Source organism: Butyrivibrio sp. AC2005, from assembly GCF_000424145.1.
In the GTDB taxonomy this organism is placed as follows: Bacteria; Bacillota; Clostridia; order Lachnospirales; family Lachnospiraceae; genus Butyrivibrio.
The window spans coordinates 111,440-138,077 of record NZ_AUJI01000011.1; the positions used below are offsets into that span (position 1 = coordinate 111,440).

General features: G+C 42.9%; 21 protein-coding genes. 19 read left to right on the forward strand and 2 right to left on the reverse strand.

The features are described 5' to 3' along the window. Positions 1 to 215 precede the first annotated feature (215 nt). From G602_RS0103065 to G602_RS0103120, 12 genes are all read left to right on the forward strand, one after another. Positions 216 to 1,505: a Gfo/Idh/MocA family protein gene (locus tag G602_RS0103065; RefSeq protein WP_044930887.1), complete on the forward strand. Its 1,290-nt coding sequence runs from the start codon at positions 216 to 218 to the stop codon at positions 1,503 to 1,505. Positions 1,506 to 1,697: 192 nt separating this feature from the next. Further along, complete coding sequence (locus tag G602_RS0103070; RefSeq protein WP_026657622.1) at positions 1,698 to 2,570, forward strand: sugar phosphate isomerase/epimerase family protein; 873 nt, start codon at positions 1,698 to 1,700, stop codon at positions 2,568 to 2,570. 33 nt (positions 2,571 to 2,603) lie between these two features. Next, positions 2,604 to 3,047, forward strand: a complete 444-nt coding sequence (locus G602_RS0103075; protein WP_026657623.1) for a C-glycoside deglycosidase beta subunit domain-containing protein — start codon at positions 2,604 to 2,606, stop codon at positions 3,045 to 3,047. A gap of 151 nt (positions 3,048 to 3,198) precedes the next feature. Then, positions 3,199 to 5,604: a GH39 family glycosyl hydrolase gene (locus G602_RS0103080; protein ID WP_026657625.1), complete on the forward strand. Its 2,406-nt coding sequence runs from the start codon at positions 3,199 to 3,201 to the stop codon at positions 5,602 to 5,604. Between the two features lie 270 nt (positions 5,605 to 5,874). Further along, the gene (locus tag G602_RS0103085) at positions 5,875 to 7,308 is read left to right on the forward strand and encodes an MFS transporter (RefSeq protein WP_242835477.1); all 1,434 of its coding nucleotides are present in this window, start codon (positions 5,875 to 5,877) and stop codon (positions 7,306 to 7,308) included. 268 nt (positions 7,309 to 7,576) lie between these two features. Further along, the gene (locus G602_RS28520) at positions 7,577 to 8,611 is read left to right on the forward strand and encodes an alpha/beta hydrolase (protein WP_049945019.1); all 1,035 of its coding nucleotides are present in this window, start codon (positions 7,577 to 7,579) and stop codon (positions 8,609 to 8,611) included. Between the two features lie 53 nt (positions 8,612 to 8,664). Beyond that, on the forward strand, positions 8,665 to 10,377 hold the full coding sequence (locus G602_RS0103095) for a glycoside hydrolase family 43 protein (protein WP_026657627.1): 1,713 nt from the start codon (positions 8,665 to 8,667) through the stop codon (positions 10,375 to 10,377). A gap of 93 nt (positions 10,378 to 10,470) precedes the next feature. Then, entirely contained in the window at positions 10,471 to 12,711 is a 2,241-nt protein-coding gene (locus G602_RS24945) for a glycoside hydrolase family 3 N-terminal domain-containing protein (RefSeq protein ID WP_044930889.1), read from the forward strand. Positions 12,712 to 12,722: 11 nt separating this feature from the next. Then, positions 12,723 to 15,359, forward strand: coding sequence for a hypothetical protein (locus G602_RS0103105; RefSeq protein WP_044930891.1), 2,637 nt, complete (start codon positions 12,723 to 12,725; stop codon positions 15,357 to 15,359). Positions 15,360 to 15,563: 204 nt separating this feature from the next. Then, positions 15,564 to 16,736 carry a substrate-binding domain-containing protein gene (locus tag G602_RS0103110; protein WP_044930893.1) on the forward strand — a complete coding sequence of 391 codons (1,173 nt, stop codon included), beginning with the start codon at positions 15,564 to 15,566 and terminating at the stop codon, positions 16,734 to 16,736. Between the two features lie 25 nt (positions 16,737 to 16,761). Continuing rightward, complete coding sequence (locus G602_RS0103115; protein ID WP_026657630.1) at positions 16,762 to 18,279, forward strand: sugar ABC transporter ATP-binding protein; 1,518 nt, start codon at positions 16,762 to 16,764, stop codon at positions 18,277 to 18,279. Continuing rightward, the gene (locus G602_RS0103120; protein WP_026657632.1) at positions 18,279 to 19,319 is read left to right on the forward strand and encodes an ABC transporter permease; all 1,041 of its coding nucleotides are present in this window, start codon (positions 18,279 to 18,281) and stop codon (positions 19,317 to 19,319) included. Before G602_RS0103115 ends, G602_RS0103120 begins: the two co-directional genes overlap by 1 nt. Before the next feature lie 103 nt (positions 19,320 to 19,422). Here G602_RS0103120 and G602_RS0103125 read toward each other — a convergent pair whose 3' ends face one another. Further along, positions 19,423 to 20,247, reverse strand: coding sequence for a LysR family transcriptional regulator (locus G602_RS0103125; RefSeq protein ID WP_026657633.1), 825 nt, complete (start codon positions 20,245 to 20,247; stop codon positions 19,423 to 19,425). A 45-nt stretch (positions 20,248 to 20,292) separates the two neighbouring features. Between G602_RS0103125 and G602_RS0103130 the strand changes: the two genes are divergently transcribed. Continuing rightward, positions 20,293 to 20,526 carry a hypothetical protein gene (locus tag G602_RS0103130; RefSeq protein ID WP_155829671.1) on the forward strand — a complete coding sequence of 78 codons (234 nt, stop codon included), beginning with the start codon at positions 20,293 to 20,295 and terminating at the stop codon, positions 20,524 to 20,526. 9 nt (positions 20,527 to 20,535) lie between these two features. On the opposite strand, the gene G602_RS0103135 is transcribed toward G602_RS0103130, so the two are convergent. After that, positions 20,536 to 21,918 (reverse strand): LVIVD repeat-containing protein, encoded by a 1,383-nt coding sequence (locus tag G602_RS0103135; protein WP_026657635.1) that lies wholly within the window; start codon positions 21,916 to 21,918, stop codon positions 20,536 to 20,538. Between the two features lie 456 nt (positions 21,919 to 22,374). On the opposite strand from G602_RS0103135, the gene G602_RS0103140 reads away from it, so the two are divergent. The 6 genes from G602_RS0103140 to G602_RS0103165 all read left to right on the forward strand — a co-directional run bounded on the left by G602_RS0103140 (position 22,375) and on the right by G602_RS0103165 (position 26,632). After that, complete coding sequence (locus G602_RS0103140; RefSeq protein ID WP_026657636.1) at positions 22,375 to 23,226, forward strand: hypothetical protein; 852 nt, start codon at positions 22,375 to 22,377, stop codon at positions 23,224 to 23,226. A gap of 3 nt (positions 23,227 to 23,229) precedes the next feature. Continuing rightward, positions 23,230 to 23,931, forward strand: coding sequence for an ATP-binding protein (locus G602_RS24950; RefSeq protein WP_044930895.1), 702 nt, complete (start codon positions 23,230 to 23,232; stop codon positions 23,929 to 23,931). Positions 23,932 to 24,017: 86 nt separating this feature from the next. Beyond that, the gene (locus tag G602_RS0103150) at positions 24,018 to 24,236 is read left to right on the forward strand and encodes a 4Fe-4S dicluster domain-containing protein (RefSeq protein ID WP_026657637.1); all 219 of its coding nucleotides are present in this window, start codon (positions 24,018 to 24,020) and stop codon (positions 24,234 to 24,236) included. Positions 24,237 to 24,238: 2 nt separating this feature from the next. Beyond that, complete coding sequence (gene vorB, locus G602_RS0103155; RefSeq protein WP_026657639.1) at positions 24,239 to 25,327, forward strand: 3-methyl-2-oxobutanoate dehydrogenase subunit VorB; 1,089 nt, start codon at positions 24,239 to 24,241, stop codon at positions 25,325 to 25,327. A 1-nt stretch (position 25,328) separates the two neighbouring features. Further along, complete coding sequence (locus G602_RS0103160; RefSeq protein ID WP_026657640.1) at positions 25,329 to 26,072, forward strand: thiamine pyrophosphate-dependent enzyme; 744 nt, start codon at positions 25,329 to 25,331, stop codon at positions 26,070 to 26,072. Between the two features lie 11 nt (positions 26,073 to 26,083). Then, positions 26,084 to 26,632 carry a 2-oxoacid:acceptor oxidoreductase family protein gene (locus G602_RS0103165; RefSeq protein WP_026657641.1) on the forward strand — a complete coding sequence of 183 codons (549 nt, stop codon included), beginning with the start codon at positions 26,084 to 26,086 and terminating at the stop codon, positions 26,630 to 26,632. Positions 26,633 to 26,638: the final 6 nt, after the last annotated feature.

Below are 26,638 nucleotides of genomic sequence, written 5' to 3' on the forward strand. Positions count from 1 at the left end.
GGAAAAGCTATTTAAATTTATACCTCAAAAAGGAAAAGCTATTTAAATTTATACCTTAAGAGGAAAAGCTATTTAAAGCCTTCCCCCTTCTAGGGGCGCTAATCGTCCAGGGGACGATTGCTCAGCGCGGACCGAAGCGGAGCGAAGACAGGTGGCGCGAAGCGCCGGATGAGGGTCACTAAATAGAAGAAAAAACAAAAAGGAGAAATATAAAAATGAACACACCTAAGGAATTAAGAATTGCAATCATCGGCTGTGGAATGATTTCACACCGTCACATGACAGTTATTGAGAACCTCAACAAGAGAGGCCAAAACCTCCGCGTTGTTGCAGCTGCTGAAATCGACAAGGACAAGCTCATGGCTTGGGGCAAGAAGTATGGCCTTTCAGAGGACTGCCTCTACCAGGATTTCAGAGAAATGCTTAAGAGAGACGACATCGACGAAGTAGAAGTTTGTGTACATAACAACCTTCACACATCTGTTGCAACAGCAGTTATGGCAGCAGGTTTTGACTGCTACTCAGAGAAGCCTATGTCAGCAAGCTACGCTGATGCAAAGATTCTCTACGATGCACAGAAGAAGTATGGCAAGAAGCTTGCTATCCAGATCAGCTCAATCTACAATCCTCAGACAAGAATTGCCAAGGAAATGATCGCTGACGGAAAGCTTGGTAAGATCTACCACTGCAGATCAGTAGGACACAGACGTCAGGGCCGTCCCGGCTATGATATGCCTTTCTTCAGCCGTGACTTCGTAGATCCTAACGTAGGCGTACACGGACCTCTTTTCGACCTTGGTATCTATCACATCGCACAGATGCTCTATGTAATGGGCATGCCTGAGCTTGAGAGCGTATACGGAACAACAACCTGTGATTATTGGAGAGATAAGGCAATTGATGACGCTGTTGACTGCCACACACCTGTTGAAGATCTTTCAGTAGCAATCGCACGTTTCAAGAACGGCCTTTCAATGGATATTTATGAAGACTGGGCTATCCACATGGATGAGATCGGCACAAGCTTCATCGCAGGTTCTCTTGGCGGACTTAAGTTCACTGATGTAGACCAGACAGGTGGCCCCATGGCTGTTCCGGAAGGCGGACAGATCGTTGGTGGTGGTGCTCTTCAGAAGCCCAGACTCCAGTACTTCGGTGTTGATGAAAAGGGTCGTCTTTTCGATACAAAGCTTGAGTGCGCAATCGATGATGTTACAGGTATGCAGGAGCTCGCTCTTCATCCTGAGATGGCTATGTACAATGACAACCAGCTTCAGTGGTATTCATACCTTCGCGGTGACCTCACAGACGAGACCAGAATTGATTCACCTTACATCGCAATGCAGACAGCATTCCTGTCAGAAGGTGTTATGCTTTCAAATGAGCTCGGTCGCAGCGTAACAGCTGAAGAGATCAAGAAGATGTCCAAGTCCATCGCAATTCGTGAGCAGAAGACAGACTTCGGCGTAATCACATATGACTTCGACGAGTACAAGCCCGAGTAAAAAATAAAGCCTTCCCCTAGGAAGGAGTAAAAACTTTCCTATAGGAATGGAGAACTCTTCTTAAAGCCTTCCCCTAGGAAGGAGTAAAAACTTTCCTATAGGAATGGAGAACTCTTCTTAAAGCCTTCCCCTTGGGGGGAAGGTGCCCGTAAGGGCAGATGAGGGGAAATAATAAACGAAAGGAATAACAAAATGTATCAATATAATAGAAAAGGCCCGAAGCGTGGCGTAGCACTTTACAGCTACTCAGCAGAATTCGGTCTTAATAAAACACTTGAGGATTGCTTTGAAGAGCTCTATGACATGGGCGCTCACGGCATTGAAATCCTTGCAAATACACATATCGAGAACTATCCCTATCCTACAGATGAATGGGTTGAAAAATGGCATCATCTCTGTGAGAAGTACGAAGTAGTTCCGGTTGAATACGGTAACTGGATCGACAGCCATGTACTTGGTGACAGAGATCTTACAACAGAAGAGTCAGTAGAGATGTTAAAGAGAGACATCCGCCTGGCACACCGTCTTGGATTCCATGTAATGAGAACCAAGATGCCCGTTATCAACGACCTTCTTGAGCCTGTTGAGAACTGGAGAGAGATCATCAAGGGAGCACTTCCTCTTGCTGAGGAGCTTGATATCAAGATGTGTCCCGAGATTCACACACCCTCTAACTTAAAGGGCAAGCTTGTAACAGATTTCGTTGACTTCATAAAGGAAACAGGCACTAAGAACTTTGGACTTAACATTGATTTCTCAGTTTTCCGTACAGAGTTCAAACCCGGTGAGTGGGTAGATCCCAACTATACACCTAACAAGCCTGAGGACATCATTCCGCTCCTTCCTTACATCTACTGCTGCCATGCAAAGTTCATCAACATGAGCGATGACTTTGAGGAGACAACAATTCCTTACCGCGAAGTAGTTAAGGTTATGCAGGAAAATGGATATGACGGATATCTTTTAAGCGAATATGAAGGTGCCGACAAGTATGATGAAGGCTATGAGGTTGGACAGACACTTAGAAAACACCACATTTTGCTTAAGAATCTGCTTGGAGATTAATCCAAAAGATCAGTTTAGAAGGAGATAAAAACAATGGAAAAACAGGTAATCCAGTCAGTTGGATTCAGAAATATAAAGGACGCAGAGGGCAATGTTACCGGCTTCCAGTTTAAAGTAAAGCTGCCCTATTACAGAGGAATTTTCTTATCTCAGCTTCGTCCCGGCACACTTTTCGTTGACGGTGAGAGAATTGATAAGGAAAACATCACATGGAACATCAAGGGTGAGGATTTCACCAATGAAGAGATGGCTTCAGATTTTCAGACACATTGGGCTACAACAGTTCCCGCTGTTCTCAAGGTAAAAAAAGAGGGTGGTCTTTCACAGGGCTTCCACGATCTTAAGTACGGCTTCTGTTGGACATCATCCTACATGCCTCCGATTATCCAGGATGGTCTTGATCCCGATAAGGAACCCATGGTTTACATGCCTGAGTTCGGACATCATGTAAATGAGAGAAGACTACTCATTGTCTGATTAAAAAATAAAAACTACCTTTTCTTAAGATATACACCTCGAAAAAGCTTATAACAGGCTTTTTCGGGGTCTTTTTCGTGGTATTGGCGTAAATATTCGCAAAATGTTAAAATATTAATCCAAAACACTTTTTGTTTAAGTGAGGATTCGTATGAATTATGATACATGTTCTTATGAGATTATAAGACCTGAAAAAAATGAAATGCATATCATCATGAGCCTGACGCTGCTGTTTGCACTGGAGGACAGTGTCACGGTGCATGTGCTGGAGGACAGCTTTACTCTTAATGAGGGTGATATTCTCATGATAAATCCTGGTGTTGAGTACAGCTTCACCGAGGTGGGAGAGTCCATTGTGGGCAGAGCTCTCTATTCAATGAAAATGATAGGAAATGTAATGAAGGGCAAAAATGTGCTCTTTTACTGTAATTCAGTTGCTGATAAGACTAAGTCCTACGAGGATCTGCGCACTATTTTCTACCATATGACAGAGGAATATCTTTATGGATCGCGCCAGTCTGACTGCCGCATTGACAGCAGTTTGTACCTGATTCTGGATACACTTATTGAGAATTATCAGACGCAGAACCTGAATGAGGCACAGGGTAATCCCGACAATGATGTCCGTATGCAGCAGATGATGCAATATATCATAGGTAACCTTGATCAGGAGGTTAACCTTACTGAGCTTGCTGAGAGTATGTATGTTTCGGCATCTACGCTGTCCCGTATTTTCAAGAAAAATACAGGCGTGTACTTTGCTGATTACGTAACAAGATTAAGACTTCAGCAATCCCTGCTTCTTCTGTCATCAACAGATCAGAATATGACACAGATTGCTCTTTCCTGCGGATTTACCAATTCTTCATCCTTCAACCGTGCTTTCCGCAAGGAGATGAACATGTCTCCTTCACAGTATCGTGAGCTTCACAGCGAGGATGCGAAAAAGGAAGAGGATGAAAAGAAGAAGATTGATATTGTGATCAGGGAAAAGCTTGAGAACAATGTGGCGATTCACGGCGGTACCGGTGTATCTGACAAGATAGTTACAGACCTTGCGGAAAATCAGGGTGAGCCCTACAAGAAGATATGGAATCACATTCTTAATATAGGAAGTGTTAATGATCTTACCCGTGCCAATACGCAGTATCACACAGAATACCTGCATGATAAGCTGCAGTTTACCATGGCCCGCATCTGGACACTGTTTTCAAAGAAGCTGATGATCACAGACGGATCTGGAAGAAAAGCCTGCAATTTCAATATGGTAGATATTGCATTGGATTTCCTTGTGAGAAATCATATAAGAGTTTTTCTGAGCTTTGGACGAAAGCCTGACATGGCTGCAAGTTCTACTGGGGAAATATATAACGAGGATGATTACATACCCTTTGAATCAAGAAATGCCTGGGAGTCTGCAATTACAGAATTTTTCAATCATATTGTCGACAGATACGGACTTAAGGAGGTTTCGGGATGGAAGTTTGAAATTACCAGTATACCGATTCTTCCGGAGGATGATACGAGACTCTGGGCAGGAGATCCTTTTTCCATAGAGATTGCTTACAGTTTTCTTTACAGCACAATCAAAAGAAAAATACCGGATGCCATGATAGGCGGCTTTGGTGGAACAATTAACCATGATTGGGAAAAGCTTCTGTCCTTGTATTCACTTATTGCAAAAGAGAACATGAAGCCTGACTTTGTCTCATTTCTTCTGTTTCCTTATGAAAATACTGTTGATAGCGAAGGGAATTTTGACAAGAAAGTATGTAAGGATCCTGAGAATGAAGTCAGACAGGTGCGTCAGATTAGGGAGCTTATGGAACAGGCAGGTATCGCTGAGAGTAAGCTTTACATCACTGAGTGGAATGAGTCTATTTCCAACAGAAACTATATAAATGACAGCTGCTTCAGGGCGTCATATATAGTCTCCAGATCGGAGCAGCTTCTTGGAAAAGTCGATGCCCTTGCTATTATGAGTTCCACTGACTGGATAAGTAATTACATGGACTCAACCGGTATTTTGAATGGTGGTATCGGACTTGTTTCTACAGACAGAATCAGGAAACCTGCGTATTATTCACTTGCATTCATGAATACGCTTGGTCACAGACTTTTGTCTCATGGTGATCATTACATACTTACGAAAACCGATAACGGAGGAATAAGACTTCTTCTTTTCAATGATTCATGGTTTTCGGCGGGATATTTCCTGGGACCTGAGGAAGTACCGCTTGAAAAAATGAGTTCCGGTTCATATACTGCCGGACATGTTCTGGATTTATCCGTGACCATAAGGCATCTGCAGGGAAGCAGCTGGTATATAAAGAGACGCATACTCAACAGAAATCACGGAAGTATACTTGATGAGTGGCAAAAGTTCCAGTATGAGACGAGACTTACAAGAAATGATGTTAAATATCTTGAGTCAATAAGCGTTCCAAAGCTTTCTCTTGAGAAGGCGGAGTTTGAAGAATCGGATCAGTCGATTACATTTACAGCCAAACTTGAGCCACATGAAGTGTGTCTTATTCATATTTTTGCCATGGAATGAAGCCATTTTTCATAGTAAAACGGGGCCTATGCAACAATGTTTGTCATTTGTTGCGTAGGCTCTTTTTTTATACCCCAAATATGAAAGGATTGATGTATATCGTGGAACGTTAAGCAAGCGATAATTGCATATAAAAGATAAAGTATATACATAACAAACGTGCACGTGTTAACCGGACCGTGGGGGTCAGGAAAAAGCAAAACAACAAATATTAGGAAGGTATATAGTATGCGGAAGTGAAGGTTCCGCAGCTTGGGAGGAAACAATAAAATGGTAAATCATGCTATGACAGATGCTGAAGCTACTGAAGGCAGTGTGGTATCATCTGCGAAGGTTACTTCAAACAATGAAAAAAAAGAAAAGACCAACTGGTTAACGGGTGGCTTTTATGCAATGGGTGAGGTTGGTTGCCAGCTTTCCTGGTACATGATCAACACATATCTCACAATTTTCTACACAGATATCGTAGGATTATCTGCATCAGCGATTTCACTGATCTTTGTGATCGCACGTGTTTGGGACGCTATCAACGATCCGATGATGGGAGCTGTTTGTGATAAAACCAAAACCCGTTTTGGTAAGTTCCGTCCTTATGTAATGTTCTCACCAATCTTTCTTGCAATCTTTAACATACTGACATTTACAGTATTCCCGCTTCAGGGTGTTATGAAGGTTGTTGTATGCATGCTTTGCTACATTGGTGCAGGTATGGCTTACACAGCTCTTTGCATTCCTTATCAGGGACTTGTAAATCTGATTGCAAGAGATTCTCAGGTTCGTATGGACTACGCTTCATGCCGCGGAATCGGTTCAGGTGCTATCAGCATGATTCTTTCAGCTGTTGCAATGCCTCTGATCCTTTACTTCGGACACAGCGAAGCACCTAACGCAACCGGCTATTTCTGTACAACAGTTCTTTTCTCAGTACTTCTTATTCCTGCCTGCCTGCTTTGCGCATGGAAGTGCAAGGAAATTGCTGTTCCTATGAAAGAAGAAAATGTAAAGCCTACACCTATTAAAGAGGCACTTCCTCTTATCGTAAAGAATAAGAACATCATGATCACAGTGTTCTCAACATTCTCAGGTGCAATGGGATGCATGGCTCGTATGTCAATGCTTACATATTATGTAATCTATGTTGTTGGAAATCCTATGATGATTGCTCCTATTTTTACAACAATGACAGTTTGTCAGTTACTTGGTAACCTTACACTTCCTTGGGGAACAAAGACATTCTCAAAGAAGGGCTATATGCTCCTTACAACCTTCATCCAGGTTGCAGCACTTGTTCTTCTGTTCCTTGTTCCTGTAAATAACATGGCATTCATTCTTGGTGTATCAGCAGTTATCGGTCTTACAATGGCTAATGGTAACATTGCACCCGGTATGATGTGTGACTCCATCGAGTATGGCGACTGGAAGTATGGCGTTCGCGAGGTTGGTCTTACATTCTCACTTGTAAGCTTCTCCGTTAAGCTTGCTACTGCAGTTACAGGTGTTGTAACAGTATCACTTCTTGCAGCTATCGGATATGTTCCTAACGCTGAGCAGACAGAAGCTGTTAAGGTTGGTATCAACGCACTTGTTAACCTTTTCCCTGCTGCAGTAATTGCAATCTCAGGTATCTCAGTTCTTTTCTATGATCTGACACCTAAGAAGATGAAGCAGATCTATGCTGATCTTGATGCCAGAAAGAACAAGTAATTTATAGAGTATTTGTGATTCGATACAATTATTAAAAATCTAATGGTGACGATTAAAAATATAAATCGCGCCGGTATGTGCTACTTACATACCGGCGCAATTTATCATATTGCCGACATTTTTTAATGAAGCCGGCATACTGGCAGGTGGGATGAAAAATATCTTGTTACAATGTTTGTATAACTGTAAACAATAGATTAAATGTAAGGCAGTTGTGTGAACATTATAGTAAGAACTGAATCTAAGATGAGTGAGGAGAAAGAACAAAATGAGAATAGAAACAATTACTTTAAATAAAAAGCGAAACGTAACTTTAACCGCAATGCTTCAGGATGTAGGCGGAGAATTCAGAGGTGTAACCAAGCGCCCTGCTGTATTTGTAATTCCCGGTGGAGGCTATATGTTCTGCTCTGACAGAGAAGCAGATCCTGTAGCACTTCCATATCTCAAGGCAGGGTATGATGCTTTTATCCTGAGATACTCTGTTAAGGAGGATTCCGTATGGCCCAATCCTTTAAACGACTACGATCAGGCCATGGACTACATTAAGGAAAGAGCAGATGAGTGGAACGTAATGACAGATAAAATTGCAGTAATCGGTTTTTCAGCAGGTGGACACCTTGCAGGAGCAGCTGCAACTATGTCAAAGAATCGTCCTGCGGCAGCAATCCTTGGCTATGCAGTGCTGCGTGAGGATACCACCCATGAGATTTCAGACGGGCCTTCAATTGTAGATGCAGTTGATGAGAAGACCTGTCCCTGCTTTTTATTTGCAACAAGAACTGACAATGTGGTTCCGATTCAGAACACACTTGATATGATGAGTGCTTTGAACAGACATAACACATCCTTTGAATGTCATATATATGATTTTGGTCCACATGGTTTTTCTACAGGAGATACCAGCATTCAGGCTAAGAGTACTCTTATTTCAGAGAGAGCAAAAAACTGGGTAGAGGATAGCATTGGCTGGCTCCGCGATGTTATGGGTGATTTTGATGAGAATGGACTCACAAAGCCGGTCTGCAAGGCTCATATTACAGATGATGGCGAACAATGGCTCTCACTTGACTGTACCCTTCGCAGAATATTCGGTAATCCCGAGGCAGTGAAGGTGCTTGCCGATACTATCGAGAGAATGAGGAAGGAAATTAAGCCTTTCAGTCCCGAGATGACCTTTGATGACATGATGCTTGGCGTTCTTGGAAAAATGAAGATGAGAGATCTTCTTGCTGAGCGGGGCATTGATATAGACAAGTTTGATGAGATGGATGAGAAACTCTCAAAGATACCGAATATCTGATTAAGTAGATTTAGCCAGTAATGTGCTTGTTTGAATGGAAAAGGAAAATAACTATGGAACATATAATTAGAAATCCAATAATCCCGGGATTCTATCCCGATCCATCTATTTGCAGAGTGGGAGATGATTACTATATAGCAAACTCGAGCTTTGAGCTTTGTCCCGGAATCCCGATTTTTCACAGTAAGGATCTGGCACATTGGAAGCAGATAAGCTATGCAATGACTTCTGAAAACGGATTCTATACGGATGCAAACCTGTATTCAGGAGGAGTGATGGCTCCGACAATCCGTTACCATAAGGGGACTTTCTACATTATTAATTGTAACTTTGGCGATAAGGGAAATTTCATAGTTACGGCTAAGGATCCAAAAGGTCCATGGTCAGAGCCCCACTGGATTACAGATATTCATGATATTGATTGTTCCATATTTTTTGATGAGGATGATAAGTGCTACCTGGTAAGTCCGGGAGAGGATAAGGACCAGGACAACAACAAAGCATTTTATCTGACTCCGTATGACATTGAGAATTTTAGGGTTTGTGGTGAGAGAAAGAAGATCTGGAACAGTGCAATGAGAGGAGCATGGGCTCCGGAAGCGCCACACATCTACCATGTTGGTGACTATTACTATCTGATGATTGCCGAGGGTGGCACAGAGCATAACCACTCCGTAATGATTGCAAGAAGTAAGACTATAGACGGCTGGTATGAGGGCAATCCTGCTAATCCGGTCCTGACACACAGACATCTCGGATGGGATTATCCTATTGAAAATATAGGTCATGCGGACCTGGTGGAGACTCAGACCGGTAAATGGTATGCAGTGATGCTCGGAGTCAGGATAATTGAAGGTCAGCACATGAACATGGGAAGGGAAACCTTTATCTGTCCTGTGGAGTGGCAGCGTGGCTGGCCTGTGTTTAGCAAGGAGACAGGAAAAGTTGAGCTGACATATCCGGCAGATCCTGATCTTCCGTGGTGCGAGGAGTCTGAGGAAGAGACATATTTAGGTGCTGAACAGGATATAAAAACAGATAACTGTAAGCGCAGCCATAAAGATGCATTATATGTGAGCAGAGATGATTTCAATTCAGAAGAGCTTGGTATGGACTGGAGCTTATGGGGGACACCTTCGGAAAAATACTATGAGATAAAAGACGGATCATTACGACTTAAGTGTTTAAAGCGTCCGATGGCAAGAAAACTACAGCCAGTGAGCTTTGCACCTAAGACAGAAAAGGATGAAAACGTCAGCTTTGTGGGAAGAAGACAAAGGCATATAAACTTCTCCTTTGAAATCAAAATGGAATTTGAAGCAGGCACAAGTGAAAATTCTGATGTAAGCGAAAGTGCAGGGATGGTGATAATGCAGCAGTGCAATCACCAGTATAGGTTTGAAAAGAGATGCAAGGACGGAAAACAGATCATTGCACTTGTCCTTGTAACAACAAAACAGAAGGGGCTTCCTTTCCTGCCGGGATATGAAGCAGATACAAGTGAGACAGTGCTGAAGGAAGAAGAAATATCCTTTGAAGGTACGGTGGTACTAAGGCTTTGGGCAAAGGGACAGGATTATACATTTTTCATGGGACAAAGTGCAGATAACTTAAAAGAATTCTATGCACATGCAGATGGCAAAAAGATAAATCCGGAAGAAGTAGGCGGAATGGTAGGTACCATGCTCGGTATGTACGCATCGGGTAATGGTAGAGAATCTGATAATGTGGCAAAGTTTTGCTACGCAGAGTATACAGGAAAGTGAATTTAGGGTTGTCCAAAGGACATTAGTTTTTTAGAGAAGATATTTTGAAGAATACGATGTGGGTAGACCGGGTGTATTTTTGGGAGGATAGATATGGCAATAACTTTAACAGCAGAGCAGACAAAAAGGGTGGAAGAGCTGCTCTCTAAAATGACATTAACTGAAAAAATCGGACAGATGAATCAGGAGTCTGTCTCAATTGTGGGCGGTTTTGATGTGCCCTTTGAACAGCTGATTGAAATGATGACAGACGGAAGACTTTCCAAGGAAGAGTTTGAAAACATCATGAAAACAGCAAAGACCGATTACCATGAGGATGCTATAAGAGAAGGTAAGGTCGGCTCACTCATGGTTTCGGATCCTGAAAAATGTAATGAACTTCAGAGAATTGCGGTTGAGGAGACAAGACTTGGAATTCCGCTTATTTTCGGACTTGATGTAATTCATGGTTTCAGGTCTGTTTATCCCATTGCGATAGCAGAGGCGGGCTCTTTTGATACAGAGCTTATGGAAAAAACAGCAAAAATGGCAGCAAAGGAGTCCAGATGCTCAGGCGTAGCATGGCACTTTGCACCAATGCTCGATGTTGCAAGAGATGCAAGATGGGGCAGGGTTTCAGAAGGACCCGGTGAGGATCCGTATCTTGGTTCATGCTTTGCAAGAGCTAAGGTAAAGGGACTTCAAAACGATCATTCATCAAAAGAAAATTACGTGGCAGCATGCTTGAAGCATTTTGTTGGCTATGGCGCTGCGGAAGCAGGAAAAGACTATAACACTGTAAGCATGGCTAACCACATCTTATATAATAATTATCTGGTACCTTTCAGGGCAGCAGTGGAGGAGGGAGCGCAGACAGCCATGGCTTCCTTCAACGACTTGAACGGCGTACCAAGCACAGTCAATAAATGGGCACTTCGAGACATTTTAAAGGACAATATGGGACTTCCCGGATTTGTTGTAAGTGATGCCAATGCAATAAAAGAGTGCGTGGTTCACGGTATAGCCGAAGACGAGAAGGATGCAGGTGAAAAGTCTGCAGTGGCCGGACTCGATATGGATATGGGAACAGAGATTTACATTAATAATCTTGAGAATTCCGTAGAAGAAGGAAAGGTTTCCGTGGAGGATATCGATGATGCCTGCCGAAGGATTCTTTCCGTAAAGATGTGGCTTGGATTATTTGATGATCCCTACGTCTCTGAGGAAGCAATGAAGAGATATGAGGAGATTCCGGAGGAGCATAAGGCACTTGCACTTGCATCTGCGGAGAAATCAGCAGTACTCTTGAAAAATGAAGGAAATATACTGCCCCTTAAAAAGGACACTAAAATCAGTCTAGTGGGAAATCTTGCAGCAAATAAAGGGGAAGTTGTAGGAGCCTGGGCAATAAGCTGGAAGGAGAAGGACTGTGTATCCATTTTAGACGGAATGAAGCAGGAATTTTCCAACGTGAATTATTATCCCTGTGGAGGACCTGAAGGGGATAATAACGATGAAGAGATTAAGGCAGCATGCGAAAATGGCGACGTGATAGTGGCAGTACTCGGCGAGACGGTAGCGATGTCAGGAGAGGCTTCATCAAGGGCAGATATCACACTTCCGGGAAAACAGAAGGAGCTTCTTGAAAAGCTTCTGGCATCAGGAAAACCGGTGGTACTTGTTCTTATGAACGGAAGACCCCTGGCACTTCAGTGGGAGGCAAAAAATGTACCTGCAATCCTTGAGGGCTGGCATCTGGGTATTCAGATGGGAAATGCGATAGCTCATATTCTTTCAGGAAAAAAGAACCCTGAAGGAAAGCTGTCATCCTCCTTCCCTGCAATGACAGGACAGTGTCCTATTTACTATAATCACCCTAATACGGGAAGACCTGCAGGTAATTTCAAGTTCACATCAAGATATCTCGATGCACCGTTTACAGCACTTTATCCCTTTGGATACGGTCTTTCATACACAAGTTTTGAATATTCGGATCTTACAGTAAGTGATGAGAAGGATTTACTGAAAATATCCGTAAAGGTAAGGAACACCGGCGACAGAGAGGGCACTGAGACTGTGCAGTTCTATATGCAGGATGTTGCGGCATCTATTGTAAGACCGGTCAAGGAATTAAAAGGCTTTGAGAAAGTAACACTTGCAGCAGGAGAAGAAAACACTATCACCTTCGAGCTTCCTAAAAAGAAAATGGGCTTCTGGAACAATCAGGGTAAGTATTTATTAGAGGATGGTCTTTTCAGAATTTATGCAGGCAGTGATTCTGCAACAGAGCTTAGCAAGGAGATAAGAGTAGGGTTTGAAGGTGTCCCGGGAGAGCCGGATTATCCTGTAGAATAAAGGAGTATAAAATGAACAATTACATATTCCCATTCCTATGGATGCGCGGCGAAGATGAAGCCACCATCCGTAAGGAGATGGAGAAAATAGATGAATGCGGAATAAAAGCAGTTTGCGTTGAAGCAAGGCCACACAAGGATTTCTGTGGCCCCGGCTGGTGGCATGACATGGACATTGTCATCGACGAAGCTAAAAAGCGCGACATGAAAATATGGATACTGGATGACAAACATTTTCCCACAGGCTATGCAAATGGTCTGATCGAAGAGAAATATCCTGAGAGAAAAAAACAGTATCTTGCCTGCACGGCATGCGATGTGTTTGGTTCAGCAAGAACACATACATTAAATATCCGTCGTATGATGAAGCCTACAATAGGTTTTTGGCAGATAGGACAACCTGCAAATGATGAGGAGAGGGCGAAAAACAAAGTCCTCTCTATTGTTGCTGTTCCTTTCGCGGAGGGCAACCGTTTTCATGAAAAAGAGCTGAACCTTATGGGATACTATCATGGACAAGATGAGATTACCTTCACTCTCCCCCAGGGACAGTGGAGAATTCATGTGCTCTACACGACTTACACTGATGGTGGAAACGAGAGCTATATTAACATGATCGACAGTGTTTCTGCTCATACACAGATTGAAGGTGTATATGAGGAACATTATAAGCACTATGGTGATCTTTTCGGAACAGTTATAGCAGGCTTTTTCTCCGATGAACCACAGCTGGGAAATACATCAGAGCAGGGATATGATACTAAGCTTGGAAAGCCCGGAATGCAGCTTCCCTGGAGCAACGAGCTTTCAGAGATGCTTAAGGAGCGCTGCGGTGAGGATTATCAGAAGCTGCTTGTATTTCTTTTTGCAGAAGGTGAGGAGAAAAAGGATGAGCCCCAGATTCGCTATGATTACATGGACTGCGTATCAAGGCTTTATCAGAAGAACTTTTCAGAACCAATCGGCAGATGGTGTCATGAGCATGGCGTGGAATATATAGGACATGTTGTGGAGGACAACGGTGTTCACTCAAGGCTTGGACTTGGTGACGCTCATTGGTTCCGCGCAATCAGCGGTCAGGACATGGCAGGTATCGATGTTATCGGAGGACAGGTAGTATATGGAGCACCGGTTCAGGAGAGAAAGGGTATGGGACCCCTTGTTCTCGACGGAGAGTTTTATCATTATGCTCTTGGAAAAATGGGAGCTTCTGCAGGCCACCTTGATCCCGGGAAGAAGGGACGCACTATGTGCGAACTGTTTGGAGCCTATGGCTGGAATTTTGGCGTACGTGATCAGAAAAGACTTCTCGACCATCTGCTTGTGAGAGGTATAAATCACCTTGTTCCTCATGCTTTTTCAATGGCGCAGTATCCGGATTTTGATTGTCCTCCGCATTTTTATGCAGGAGGAAATAATCCTGAATTCCCATATTTTGCAGAGCTTATGAAGTATGCAAACAGGATGTGCGATATTTTAAACGGCGGTGTTCACAAGGCAAGAGTAGCTGTTTTATATGATGGCGAGGGTGACTGGACTTCTGATGCCATGCCTATGCAGAAGGTATGCCGTGCGCTCACAGAGGCACAGATTGAGTTTGACATTGTCTGCCTTGATATGCTCAGAGACCTCAAAGCGTACAATGGTTATACAGACGGCAACAAGATAAATATTAACGGAGAGACTTTTGAGGTGCTGCTGGTGCCTTATGCTGAGTATCTCCCTGAGAGACTCTATGCTTTTAAGAAGGAGAATCCAACCTTCCCGGTTTACTTTGTGGGTGGATATCCGAAGGCACTTCTTATGGATGAGGTGAGAAAAATACCTGACAGAGCTGAGTGGAAAAAGCTTTTCAGTATGGTCAGCCTTGATGAGGTTACCGGGGAGCTTGAGTGCAACGACTGGAGTAAGCCATTCCTTGATGAGGAATTCCCGGAGCTTACCTTGTATCATTATGAAAAGGATGGAAAAGAGATTATCATGCTTATGAACGAGTCTGCTGAGGACGATTTTAATGGCGTGATAAATATTCCCTTTGAAGGTAGTGCAGTTTATGTGGACAGTTTTCGTCAAAAGAAGTGGGCCCTTAATCGTAAGGCAGATGGCAGAGTAAGGATTGAGATACCTGCCGGAGAGAGTTGTCTTATTATGGAGGAAGAGAATGCAGGCCTGAAACCATACTGTTCACTTGCAGGAAGACTCAGGGCTGCTGATAAGATAGAAGATATCTCTCATGAATGGAAAGTAGCTGCCGTAAAAGCAAAGGATTATCCTGCCTTTTCACAGGAAGAGACTATGCGTGACCTTGAACCCTACAGCAATGAGCATCCTGATTTTGCAGGAGTTCTTCGCTATAGAAAGACAATTACACTTGATGACAATGTAAAGGAAGCTTACCTTGAGATGGAGCAGGTTTATGATGTTGTGAAGGTAATTGTAAATGATCAGCCCTCGGAAATCAGGCTGACTCCACCTTACACTGTTAGTGTAGGTGAGCTTCTGAGGAAGGGAGAAAATGAGATTATCTGCGAGGTTGCAACAACACCCGCACGAGATCAGAGAAATTATCCTTCTGCTCCCTTTGACTTTAATCATGAAGTTACAGATCCAACCGGAATCTGTGGAAAGGTGAAGCTATACCTCAAATAAAAAAGCATGCAACAGACATTTGACTTCTGTTGCATGCTTTTTTATTTGCCTTACCACTTTGCAATAAAAAGACAGCTATATTGAATAGATGGATAAGAAAGACACCTCCCCGGGCGATATTATAAGTACATCAAATGAAACACGTACAGGTGCAATGCACTTGTAACGAATATAATGTTTTATCATTTTTGGGAGGATATCAAAATGAAAAAGAAATTATTAGCAGGACTTCTTGCAAGCGTAATGACAATATCTCTTGCAGCATGCGGCAACGGCGCAGCTGGAAGCACATCAGATGAGGCAACATCAACTGACGAAACAGCTACTGAAGAAGCATCTACTGATGAAGCAAAGGCAGAGGAGGCTTCAGATGAGACAACAGCTGAAGCATCAGCTGATGCAACACACATCTATGTACTTACAGCACCTGAGGATCACGGCTGGACAGGTTCCGTTGCAACATTTGCTAAGGAAAAGGTTGCTGAGGTAAACGGAGAGGGCAAGTACACAGCAGAGGTTATCACCTGCGAAGATGCAGCATACCAGATCACACAGATTGAGGACATCATTGCTAAGGGTGAAAAGAACATCTCAGTAGTTGTTCAGCCTATCGATGACACAGTTCAGTCAGCAATTCAGGAGCTTGTTGATGCAGGAATTCCCTATGTAGCATTTGACAGAATTATTGAAGGAGTAGCTTCAAGTGCAGTATCCAACGTTAAGGGCGACAACGAAGGTATCGGTGCAGGATCTGCAGCTTACTTTGTATCTCTTGGAATGCAGCCCGGTGAAAAGGTTTATGTATATGAGGGTGACACATCATCAGTTACAACTCTTCGTGATCAGGGCTTTACAGAATATCTTCTCGGTGAGATCGAATTTGACGGAGAAAAGATTGCAGATGACGCTAAGTGGACACAGGAGCAGATCGATGAGAACATCACATATTCAGGTGCTATGAACTGGAGCCGCTCCGATACTAAGGCAGCTTTTGAAACACTTATGGGTGACTCTTCAAACACAGATATCAAGTGGTTTTATGCTGAGGACGATGAACTTGCAATGGGTATCCTTGAGGCACTTAAGGGTGGCGGAATTGATGATTCTGCTAAGGAAGCTTTCCTTGGAAACAAGCCTGTAATCACAGGTTGTGGCGGACTTGATGAGCTTTATGGTGTACTTCGCGGTGAGGATTATACAGACATCACTTCACAGCTTGGCGGCATCATGTCAGTTACTTACAGCCCCAGCATGATCCAGACAGCTATTCAGGATATGGTTGACTACCTTGATGGCAAAGAAGTAACACAGGATCACGTTATCGAATGCCAGAATGTAACTTCTGACAACGTAGCAGATTTCGTAGGATTTAATTAAATTAAATGTAAGATAGGAAAAAACTATGGCACTTCTGGAAATGAAAGGTATACGTAAGTCCTTCAGTGGTGTGCAGGTACTAAAGGGCGTGGATCTTACAGTAGAGAAGGGTGAGATTCATGCCCTTCTTGGTGAGAACGGAGCAGGTAAATCTACCCTGATGAATGTCCTCACCGGAACCATTCCATGCGATGGCGGCAGCATCACTTTTGACGGACAAAGCCTTAAGAACATCACCGTGAAAAAAAGTGAACAACTGGGAATAGCATTTGTTCACCAGGAACTGAATCTCTTTAACGACCTTAGAGTTTTTGAAAATATTTTCATAAACAGAGAGATCACCGGAGCATTTGGAAAACTGAATAAGAAAGAAATGATCAGGGAATCTGAGGAACTTTTTACCAGACTCGGAATTAAGATAGATCCTAAAGCTCTTGTATCAGATTTAAGGACAGGAGATAAGCAGCTGCTTGAAATCAGTAAGGCCTTGCTTACAGGAGCAAAGCTTCTGATACTGGATGAACCTACAACCTCCCTTAATAATGATGAGGTTGAGCATCTTTTTAGTATGGTGAAGGATCTTAAGGAAAAGGGTATATCCTTTATTTTCATTTCACATAAGATGCCTGAAATATTCGATTACTGTGATTCCTACACTGTTTTCAGAAATGGAGAACTGGTAGGTAAAGGTAAGATAGCTGACACGACACCTGCGGATGTGACAAAGCTCATGGTAGGTCATGCAGAGGAAGCCGGAAGCTATGCAAAGAGAAAGACCGGAGAGACGGTCTTAAAGCTTAAAGATCTGTCAGGTAAGGGATTTAAGAACATTTCTTTTGAAGTGAAAAGGGGAGAGATAATAGGTCTTACAGGCCTCCAGGGATGCGGAAGCAGTGAGCTTTTGCAGTGCCTTTTTGGGATATCAACGCCTATAGAGGGAACTTTGGAGATAAATGGAAAGCCTGTAGCAGGACACAGCGTACACAAGGCTATGAAAGCGGGAGTCGGACTTTTACCTGCTAACAGAAAGGAAAATTCCGTAATTCCCGATATGAGCCTTGTGGAAAATATGTACCTTGCAGAGCAGACGCTTTCAGCAGGAAGATTTCATATCAATAAGAAAGCTGAGATGGAAAAATACGACCGCTATAAAAAGCAGCTTAATATCAAAGCTGAGTCCGGGAATTCACCTATAGTGTCCCTGAGCGGCGGTAATCAGCAGAAAGTATTTATTGCAAGATGGCTAAACACGGATGCGGAAATCCTTCTTTTTGACAATCCGACACAGGGAATTGATGTGGGAGCCAAGGAAGAGATTTATAAATTGATTCTTGCCCTTGCTAATGAGGGAAAGACAATCCTTGTAAATACACTTGAAATTCCGGAGTTGCAAAAGGTTGCGGACAAATGTCTGGTATTTTATGACGGCAGGATTGCAGGAGTTCTGGATCATGATGAGATTGAAGAACACACAGTAATGATGATGTCCACTGGAATTAGTGAAACCGGATATAAGAAAAATGAGAACGAGGTAATAGCGTAATGAACAACAAGTCTAAAACAAATGTGATAGGAAAAATCTGGCATGGCTACAGTTTCATATTTGTATTTTTCATAATTTTTCTGGTATATGCTTTGACCAGCAGCGGCTTCACCTGGAGTGCAACAATGAACATTTTCAGACATTCCGCAGTAATAGGAATTGTGGCACTGGGAATGGGACTCGTCTGCCTGACCGGGGAGATAGATCTGTCAGCGGGTTCGACTCTTGCTTTTGTCAGTGGGTTTTCAGTTGTTATTTTTAACATGACCGGTGGCAGCATTATTGCAACACTGATATTTGCACTTGCTATGGGAGGACTTCTTGGACTTGTAAATGGCTTCTTTGTCGGAGTTGTAAAAATGCCATCTTTCATCGTGACTCTTGCAACAATGCTTATCTACAGATCCTTTGCTCAGTATTTCTGCCAGCATATTTCAAAGAACTTAATAGGTGGCGGAAGTTCAGTATACAAAATGATATCAAAGCTTTCAGGATATGACTCCATGTATGGCTTTGGTAATGGCAAGCTTGCAACACTTCCCATTGTAGGAATTGTGCTTATAGTTTTCACAGCACTTTTTGTTTATATATCAAATGATACAAAGTTTGGTAAAAAAATATATGCTGTGGGATCAAGTGAAAAGGGTGCCTTTATGAGCGGTATCAACGTAAGACTTATGAAGATGATATCCTTTGTGATCATGGGTGTTATGATCGGCGCGGCAGCTTTTCTCTGGATATGCATGAATGGATCCTCAGATCCTGCAACAACAGGTAACAGCTATGAGATGTATGCTATAGCAGCTGTAGTACTTGGCGGAATTGCAATGTCAGGTGGTAAGGGCAAAATGATAGGTGTTCTTTTCGGATCACTATCCTACACAGTAATTGATAAGATAATCATTGCTCTTAAGATGGATTCACTTATAAACAACGCAATAAAAGGAATAATCCTTATCCTTGTAATTCTCATTCAGGTCGCAGGTCCTCAGATTAAAGAGAAATTTAAAGCTGTTGGAAACGCAGAAAAAGCAGCCTGATAGAAAAATATAATAATTTGGTAATAAAAAAGGGAGTGCATTACGCATTCCCTTTTTGAGTGCTACCGAAAAACTCACTGAGCTTTGTATACAACAGATCAATTTATGAAAAGATTGTACTGCGATGATATGAAAGTACAATCGGAAGTGAACAGTTAAGATCCATTGTATGAATTCCGGGGTGGTGGACTCCCTGATACCAGCTATCAAGGACTGCCACCCCGAGTCCGTTTTCTACTGATGCGAATACCGTGTTGATATTAGGAACGGCAGTAAATTTCGGAACAAAATTATATGGTCTGAAAAGTATTTCTATGTCCTGACAAAGTTCACCGATTCTTGGATCATCAATCATGAAAAAGGTGTAGTCACATAGATCCGCAGGAGAATTTATTTTTTCAAAACCGGGCAGATATTCTGAATAGACAACGATTCTGTCTATGCTTGTAAACTTCCGCTTTGTAAATTCAGAGACACCGGCCACATAGTCACCGGTTGTGATGATAGCATCCAGTCTTTTTTCTTCAACGGAAGTTGATAATTCCTTAAAACCCAGACATTCGAATGAAATCTTAAAATCAGGATTTTCTTCTTTGCAGGCTTTAACGACATCGGGCATGAAGTAAGATACATTCCAGCCAATGTTGTACCCCAGCCGAAGAATGCTGTTATTATTGGCAAGCATTTTGCGAACATTTGTAAGCTCTGCATTGAAGCGCTGGAACATGTTGAAGTATATGGTTCCGGCCTCGGACAACGATATATTTCTGCTGTTTTCACGTATGAAAAGCGTTGTTCCAAGCTCCTCTTCGAGCGCAGAAATATAACGGCTGACCGCAGGCTGTGGAAGATACAGATTCTGCGCAGCTTTCGTAAAGCTAAGATATTTACCTGTTTCTAAAAAGCATTCGATTTGTTTTTCATTCATATTTGCATTGTATCAAAAAATACTACCTGTTTTGACGAACTTTCTGTGAACAAAAGAATTACTTATTGTAAGTCGCTTCCTGTAAACAAAAGAATTACTTATTGTAAGTCGCTTCCTGTAAACAAAAGAATTACTTATGGTAAGTCGCTTCCTGTAAACAAAAGAATTACTTATGGTAAGTCGCTTCCTGTAAACAAAAGAATTACTTATGGTAAGTCACTTCCTGTAAACAAAAGCCTTCCCCCTATGGGGGAAGGTGTCAGCGCAGCTGACGGATGAGGGTTACTTTCAGATAAGACTCTTTAAAATATAAACACCATCATGCATAGCATTAAGATAAATATATCCTCTGTCATCAACAACAACATCCTCAGCGGTTCCGAGAGGCTTATTGGGCATCTTTACATCGAAGCAGAGCTTCTCAGGGTTCGGAGGAATGAAGTATGCAATCTCCTTCGGTACATAAGGATCTGAAATATCATAAACGCGAAGTCCTGCATGGAAGTAGCAGTCATACGCACGATCCTTGTTGTTCTCAAGCCAGGGCTTTCCTGTCATGGGCTCATGCAGATTGTGAGGACCAAAGGAAGTCGGGAAGTCATCACCAAGCTGGTTGAAGTTCTTGTAAGGGAAGTCCTCGGGGACTTCAGGGTAGGGCAGGATGGAAATCAGTACCGGATCCTCTTTGTTGCTGATATCAAACATTTCGATACCGCAGAAGGAGTGTACTCCGAACTGTTCGTACTGAGCCTTTCCATAGGTCCACTGACGCTCGCCCTCCTGCATTCCGATAGCATAATTTGTTCCAAGTACAGGCATGAAGGTGTGGCAGAGTGCGCCGCCAAACTTTGTTGCAAAGGGTGGTGTCATCTTGCATTCACCGATAACCTGAGGCCATTCGGGATTTGAGATATCAAGAATCTTAAAGCCACCTCCTGCGCAGCTAAGATATGCAGTCTTTTCATCATCTCCGACATAAGGGAAATGAACAAAACCGGGATATGTGTTATATCCCTGCCAGCCGTTCCATTCCTTTTTTCTTGTCTTTTCTGTCTGATTCCCGAAAAACTGTCCGGGATTCCACCAGCGACCAACCTCACGGGGATTGGTGGGATCAGAGATATCTACTATTCTGTAAATGAAATCCTTGAAACCAACTGCTGTTGCGGAGAGATGCATATATTTTCCGCCATTATAGGTAAAGCGGTGTACACCTGAACCGGGAGTTCCATCAGGCTCACCTGTTGACCAGAAGGAGAGCTTCTTGGGATGCTCAGGATCTTCTTTTAATGAAAAAATGTGAACTCCACCGGGAGCGGGAGTAAAGTTTTCAGGTGCAGGACCGTGCAGGAATTCAAGGCAGTTTCCGTTTGAAACAATCATAAGATCATCTGCAATCTGAACCTTAGGTGTTGACATATAAGGATATTTCTCGGGATCCATAACAGGCATGTACTGCACATGTCTGGGATTGGCAGGATCTGTCACATCGAGAATCTCAACACCGTTTCCGTAGAAACAGCCTCCGTATAAATAGTATTTTCCGTCCTTGGTCTTATATAACTGTGACTGGAAAAGGTAGTGATTGTCACAATCATGGTGCGCAAGCACCTCCATATTCTTAATATATCCCTCATTTCCGGGACTTTTTGCGTAGAATTTTTCGCTCATTAAAACCTCCGTATAACTGAGCCTAAGGGCTACTGTTTGTGGTAGATGTCTTAGGTCTTTACATAATATTAGACAACTTAATTTAGGGATTTCTGCCAATGTTTTAAACTCTTTTTCTATACTTCGATAATAATCCCCGCGTCGAAAATTAGTCCAATACCTATGTTGTGAGTTATCTATATCAAATTTGTTATTAAAAACTAAAAATATTGATATTTTTTTTCAAAACACATTTGTGCCTATAATTGCGTTGGCAAATATGAACAAAACACATCAGGGTTTCAAACGGTTTATGGCAAATCTATACAACTTACAGGAGTTAGGGTTCCTGTATAAATGAAAAATCTGCCAATTACTATTTTCTACCTTTAATGAGTAAACGTATTTAATGGTTTGCTTTAAACCGTAACAACACCCGCATTCAGGTTTTGTTAAGTGTATTAGGAGGTTATTCAAATGGCTTATGAATTTAATCTTATGAGAAGTCTCATATATGTAGGACTTGCTAAGGAAGAGTACAGAGCTAAACTTGAGCACTGGCTTTACAATCATCATGTTCCGGAAAGTATCAGCAAGTTTTCCCCATATGTAACTAAATATGCATTTTATCAGGCATATCCGACTCCACCTGAGGGTGACAGATTCGGTGCAAGAAAAATGCAGCTTACCGAGCACTACTGGCTTGTAAATGAGCATCTTCCTGAGATGGCAAACAACATTTTCCAGGAGTTTATGCCCATGGATGTACTCAGATGGCAGGGATGCATTCCTGATGTAGACAGCGCAACGGTACATGACAATGCAGAGTCGGGAGATGCAGGAAGAGCAGTAGGCGGAGGAGATTTTCCTCCATTCATCTTTGCTTTTGTTCCGATCAACTGGGAGGAAGACTTTAAGGGGAAAGAGAGAACACCTGTAAACGGACCTAATTTCCGCTGGCAGTTCCTTATCCAGTATCCGGAAGGATGCTCTAAGGACGAGGGTGAGAGATGGTTCCATGAGGAAGTGGTTCCTTTCCTTACAGGAAGCGTAAGAGTAAACAGACTTGTGAGCAGCAAGGTAAAGGTTAACTACGGCGCACCTTCAGCTCAGTTTGACAGACTGGTTGAGGTATGGTTCGACGGTCCGGAAGAGTGGTATGACCTTTGCGTCAACCTCGCTAAGGACAAGCTTAAGAAGCCTGAATGGGCACAGCAGGATACCTTCCCGTTCCTTAAGCCCCAGCACAATATAGCATCAATGTTCCTTGGAGACAGATGCACTTCCGATAACCTGACCCAGTACCGCGGATTTATAACAATGAGATAAAAAATGAAATTCATAGATAACGCCATAAAGGCAGGAAAAACAAACTTCATACTAATCGGCGAAGCCGGCTGTGGCAAGAGTGAGATAGCTTTAAACCTTGCCAAATATCTATCTGAAAACTGCGATAAAAAGGTTCATCTTTTCGATATGGACATGACAAAGCCACTTTTCAGATCAAGAGATGTTCTTAAGGAAGAGGCTCTATCCGACATAACTTTTCATTATGAGGAGCAGTTCTATGATGCGCCTACAGTAGTAGGAGGTGTAAGAGAATACCTTGCAAATGACGAGGAAATCGTGGTTATGGATGTCGGTGGAGACGATATCGGAGCAAGGTCAATCGGTGGCTTCATGATGGGAGCTGACAAGGAAAAGCTATGCGTCATGTATGTACTTAACTACTACAGACCATTTTGTCAGGACCTGAATCACATCGACAGATTCCTGAGTGAGATACTTGCAGTTTCAAGACTCTCTCTGAAAAATGTGCATTTCATAGATAATCCGAACATTGGAATCAGCACATCAGCGATGGAAACAGTCGACGGCTCAGCCATGATGAAAAGTCTGGTCGGTGAATACAAGGAAATTGAAATGACCTGCGCTGGCGAGGATCTGATAAATGAAGTACAGGGAAAAATAGATACAGATCTCATGCCACTGCATTTTTATCTGACATATGAGTGGCTTAGAGAGTGTTGCTAAAAAATAAGTAGAGCAAGGATGCTAATTTTTTAATGTCTTCCCCTTTGGGGCGCAGTTAGTAATCTTTTCTACATAGGAGGTTTCAAATGGCAAAATTTAAAGTAAGTGTAGTTGCCGAACGCTGTAAGAGCTGCGGTTACTGCATAAAGTACTGCCCTAAAAACGTTCTTGAAATTGGCACCGAAGTAAACGCCAAGGGCTATGAGTACGTTGTGGCAGCAAGAACTGAAGACTGCGTAGGGTGTCTGTCCTGCGGTCGTGTTTGTCCTGACGGGGCAATTGAAATCTACAAGGAGGGAGAATAATCATGGCAAGAACTTTTATGAAGGGCTCAGAAGCAGTTGCTGAAGCAGCTGTAAGAGCAGGCTGCAGATTTTTTGCAGGATATCCTATCACACCTCAGAACGAAGTGCCTGAGTATTTCTCAAGAAGACTTCCTGAAGTAGGTGGAACATTTATACAGGGTGAATCCGAAGTAGCATCAATCAACATGGTATATGGTGCAGCTTCAGCAGGTGTCAGAGCTATGACATCATCATCATCACCAGGAATTGCTCTTAAGAGTGAGGGAATATCATACTGCGCAGCAGCGCGAATCCCCATGGTGTATGCAAACTTCGCAAGAGGAGGCCCGGGTGTTGGTTCTATCCAGCCTGCACAGATGGACTATTTTGAGGCTACAAAGGCAGCAGGAAACGGTGGTTTCCAGATGATCGTACTTGCACCTTCCACAGTACAGGAAGCAGTGGATCTTACAGTAAAAGCCTTCGAGCTTGCTGACAGAGACAGAAATCCCGTACACATTCTTGCAGACGGTGTCATTGCAACAATGATGGAGCCTGTAGAGCTTCCTGAAATGATGCCGGAGGAAAAGGTAAAAGAGATTAAAGATAGCAAGAGAAAGTGGGCCTGCGTTGGTCACCCTCTTGATTATAAGAATCGTGCATGGATTGAGCCCGGCCACTGGCTTACCTCAAGACAACAGGAATGCAACGAGGAAGCAGCAGCACTCTACGAAACATGGAAAAAGAATGACGTGATGGTAGAGGAATACAAGGTAGAGGATGCTGAGATTATTCTGACAGCCTATGGAATCTCAGGAAGAATTGCAAAGTCTTCTGTTGATATTTTAAGAAGCAAGGGAATAAAGGTTGGTCTTATCAGACCTATTACACTTAATCCCTTCCCTACAGAGAGCTTTGAAAAGCTCGATTACAGCAAGGTTAAGGCAATCCTCGATGTCGAGATGTCAATCCCTGCACAGTATGCTACAGATGTTGAAGCAGTAGTAAGAAAGCGCTGCCCTGTTGAAAAGTGCCTGTGCTCAGGTGGAAATGTAATGTCAAGGGAAGCTGTTCTTGAGGCTGTAATGAAGATAGCAGGACAGGAGGCTTAAAATGGCAGAACTTTTATATAGCAGAACAAAAACAATTCAGGAAGATAAGGTATCAGGTTTTTGTCCCGGATGCATGCATTCCACAGTAATGAAGCTCATCGGTGAAGTAATAGATGAGATGGGGATTGTAGACAAAACAGCAGCAGTTCTCGGTATCGGTTGCTGCGGACTACAGATGGACTACATGGCCTATGACAATACAACAGCTCCTCATGGAAGAGCCTGCGCAGTAGCTACAGGTCTTAAGAGAGCTAATCCTGACACAATTTACTATACATATCAGGGTGACGGAGACCTTGCATCAATCGGACTTGCAGAGACAATGTCAGCTGCAAACAGAGGTGAGAATTTCACAGTTATTTTTGTAAATAACGGAATTTACGGTATGACCGGCGGACAGCTTGCTCCTACAACTCTTTTTGGAATGAAGGCATCAACTGCACCTAAGGGACGTATAGCTGAGGAGCATGGTTATCCTATGCATGTCTGCGAGACACTTAACCAGCTCACAGCTCCTCAGTACCTTGTAAGAACAAGCTGCAACAATCCGGGGAACGTTCTTAAGACAAAGCAGGCTATTAAGAAGGCTTTTGAATATCAGATTGCAGGAAAAGGCTTTTCACTTGTTGAGATAGTTACAAGCTGTCCTACTAACTGGGGACTTGATTCATTGAAGGCCCTTGATTTTCTTGAGGAAAACATGCTTAAAGAGTATCCGCTGGGCGTTATCAGGGATAGAGGTTAAGGAGGAGAAAAATGGAAACAAATTTATGTGTAGCCGGATTCGGCGGACAGGGTGTTATGACCCTTGGAAAATTTCTTGCTTCCGCAACCTGTGATTCAACAGATAAGAATGTTACGTTCTTCCCTTCCTATGGTGCGGAGCAGCGCGGTGGTACCGCTAACTGTTATGTCGTTATTTCCGATGAGATGATCGGTGCTCCTCTTGGTGATGTTATGGATGATCTCATCGTAATGAACGGACCTTCACTCAATAAATTTATTGGGACTCTGAAAAGCGGTGGACGACTTTTCATAAACAGTTCCATCGTTAAGGACAAAATTGAAAGAGACGACGTGGAAATCGTTGAGGCACCTGTAACAGAGCTTGCTCTTGAGATGGGTAACGCAAAGGTTTTGAACGTTATCATGCTTGGTGTTTACGTAGGTTATACAGAGGTTGTTGCACCTGAAATAGTCTGGGGCACAGTAGAGCATAAGCTTTCATCCAAGCCGAAGCTCCTTCCGCTTAACAAGGCAGCTTTTGATAAGGGTCTTGAAATCGGTAGAGCAGCAAGAAAATAAACGGAT

Bases quoted from the DNA above. Each gene is read 5' to 3' on its own strand.
- G602_RS0103160 (WP_026657640.1), top strand. From the start codon at position 25,329: ATGGCAGAACTTTTATATAGCAGAACAAAAACAATTCAGGAAGATAAG.
- G602_RS0103085 (WP_242835477.1), top strand. From the start codon at position 5,875: ATGGTAAATCATGCTATGACAGATGCTGAAGCTACTGAAGGCAGTGTG.
- G602_RS24950 (WP_044930895.1), top strand. From the start codon at position 23,230: ATGAAATTCATAGATAACGCCATAAAGGCAGGAAAAACAAACTTCATA.
- G602_RS0103065 (WP_044930887.1), top strand. From the start codon at position 216: ATGAACACACCTAAGGAATTAAGAATTGCAATCATCGGCTGTGGAATG.
- G602_RS0103070 (WP_026657622.1), top strand. From the start codon at position 1,698: ATGTATCAATATAATAGAAAAGGCCCGAAGCGTGGCGTAGCACTTTAC.
- G602_RS0103125 (WP_026657633.1), bottom strand. From the start codon at position 20,247: ATGAATGAAAAACAAATCGAATGCTTTTTAGAAACAGGTAAATATCTT.
- G602_RS0103095 (WP_026657627.1), top strand. From the start codon at position 8,665: ATGGAACATATAATTAGAAATCCAATAATCCCGGGATTCTATCCCGAT.
- G602_RS0103140 (WP_026657636.1), top strand. From the start codon at position 22,375: ATGGCTTATGAATTTAATCTTATGAGAAGTCTCATATATGTAGGACTT.
- G602_RS0103165 (WP_026657641.1), top strand. From the start codon at position 26,084: ATGGAAACAAATTTATGTGTAGCCGGATTCGGCGGACAGGGTGTTATG.
- G602_RS0103150 (WP_026657637.1), top strand. From the start codon at position 24,018: ATGGCAAAATTTAAAGTAAGTGTAGTTGCCGAACGCTGTAAGAGCTGC.
- G602_RS0103080 (WP_026657625.1), top strand. From the start codon at position 3,199: ATGAATTATGATACATGTTCTTATGAGATTATAAGACCTGAAAAAAAT.
- G602_RS0103115 (WP_026657630.1), top strand. From the start codon at position 16,762: ATGGCACTTCTGGAAATGAAAGGTATACGTAAGTCCTTCAGTGGTGTG.
- G602_RS28520 (WP_049945019.1), top strand. From the start codon at position 7,577: ATGAGAATAGAAACAATTACTTTAAATAAAAAGCGAAACGTAACTTTA.
- G602_RS0103120 (WP_026657632.1), top strand. From the start codon at position 18,279: ATGAACAACAAGTCTAAAACAAATGTGATAGGAAAAATCTGGCATGGC.
- G602_RS0103135 (WP_026657635.1), bottom strand. From the start codon at position 21,918: ATGAGCGAAAAATTCTACGCAAAAAGTCCCGGAAATGAGGGATATATT.
- G602_RS0103110 (WP_044930893.1), top strand. From the start codon at position 15,564: ATGAAAAAGAAATTATTAGCAGGACTTCTTGCAAGCGTAATGACAATA.
- G602_RS24945 (WP_044930889.1), top strand. From the start codon at position 10,471: ATGGCAATAACTTTAACAGCAGAGCAGACAAAAAGGGTGGAAGAGCTG.
- G602_RS0103075 (WP_026657623.1), top strand. From the start codon at position 2,604: ATGGAAAAACAGGTAATCCAGTCAGTTGGATTCAGAAATATAAAGGAC.
- G602_RS0103105 (WP_044930891.1), top strand. From the start codon at position 12,723: ATGAACAATTACATATTCCCATTCCTATGGATGCGCGGCGAAGATGAA.
- vorB (WP_026657639.1), top strand. From the start codon at position 24,239: ATGGCAAGAACTTTTATGAAGGGCTCAGAAGCAGTTGCTGAAGCAGCT.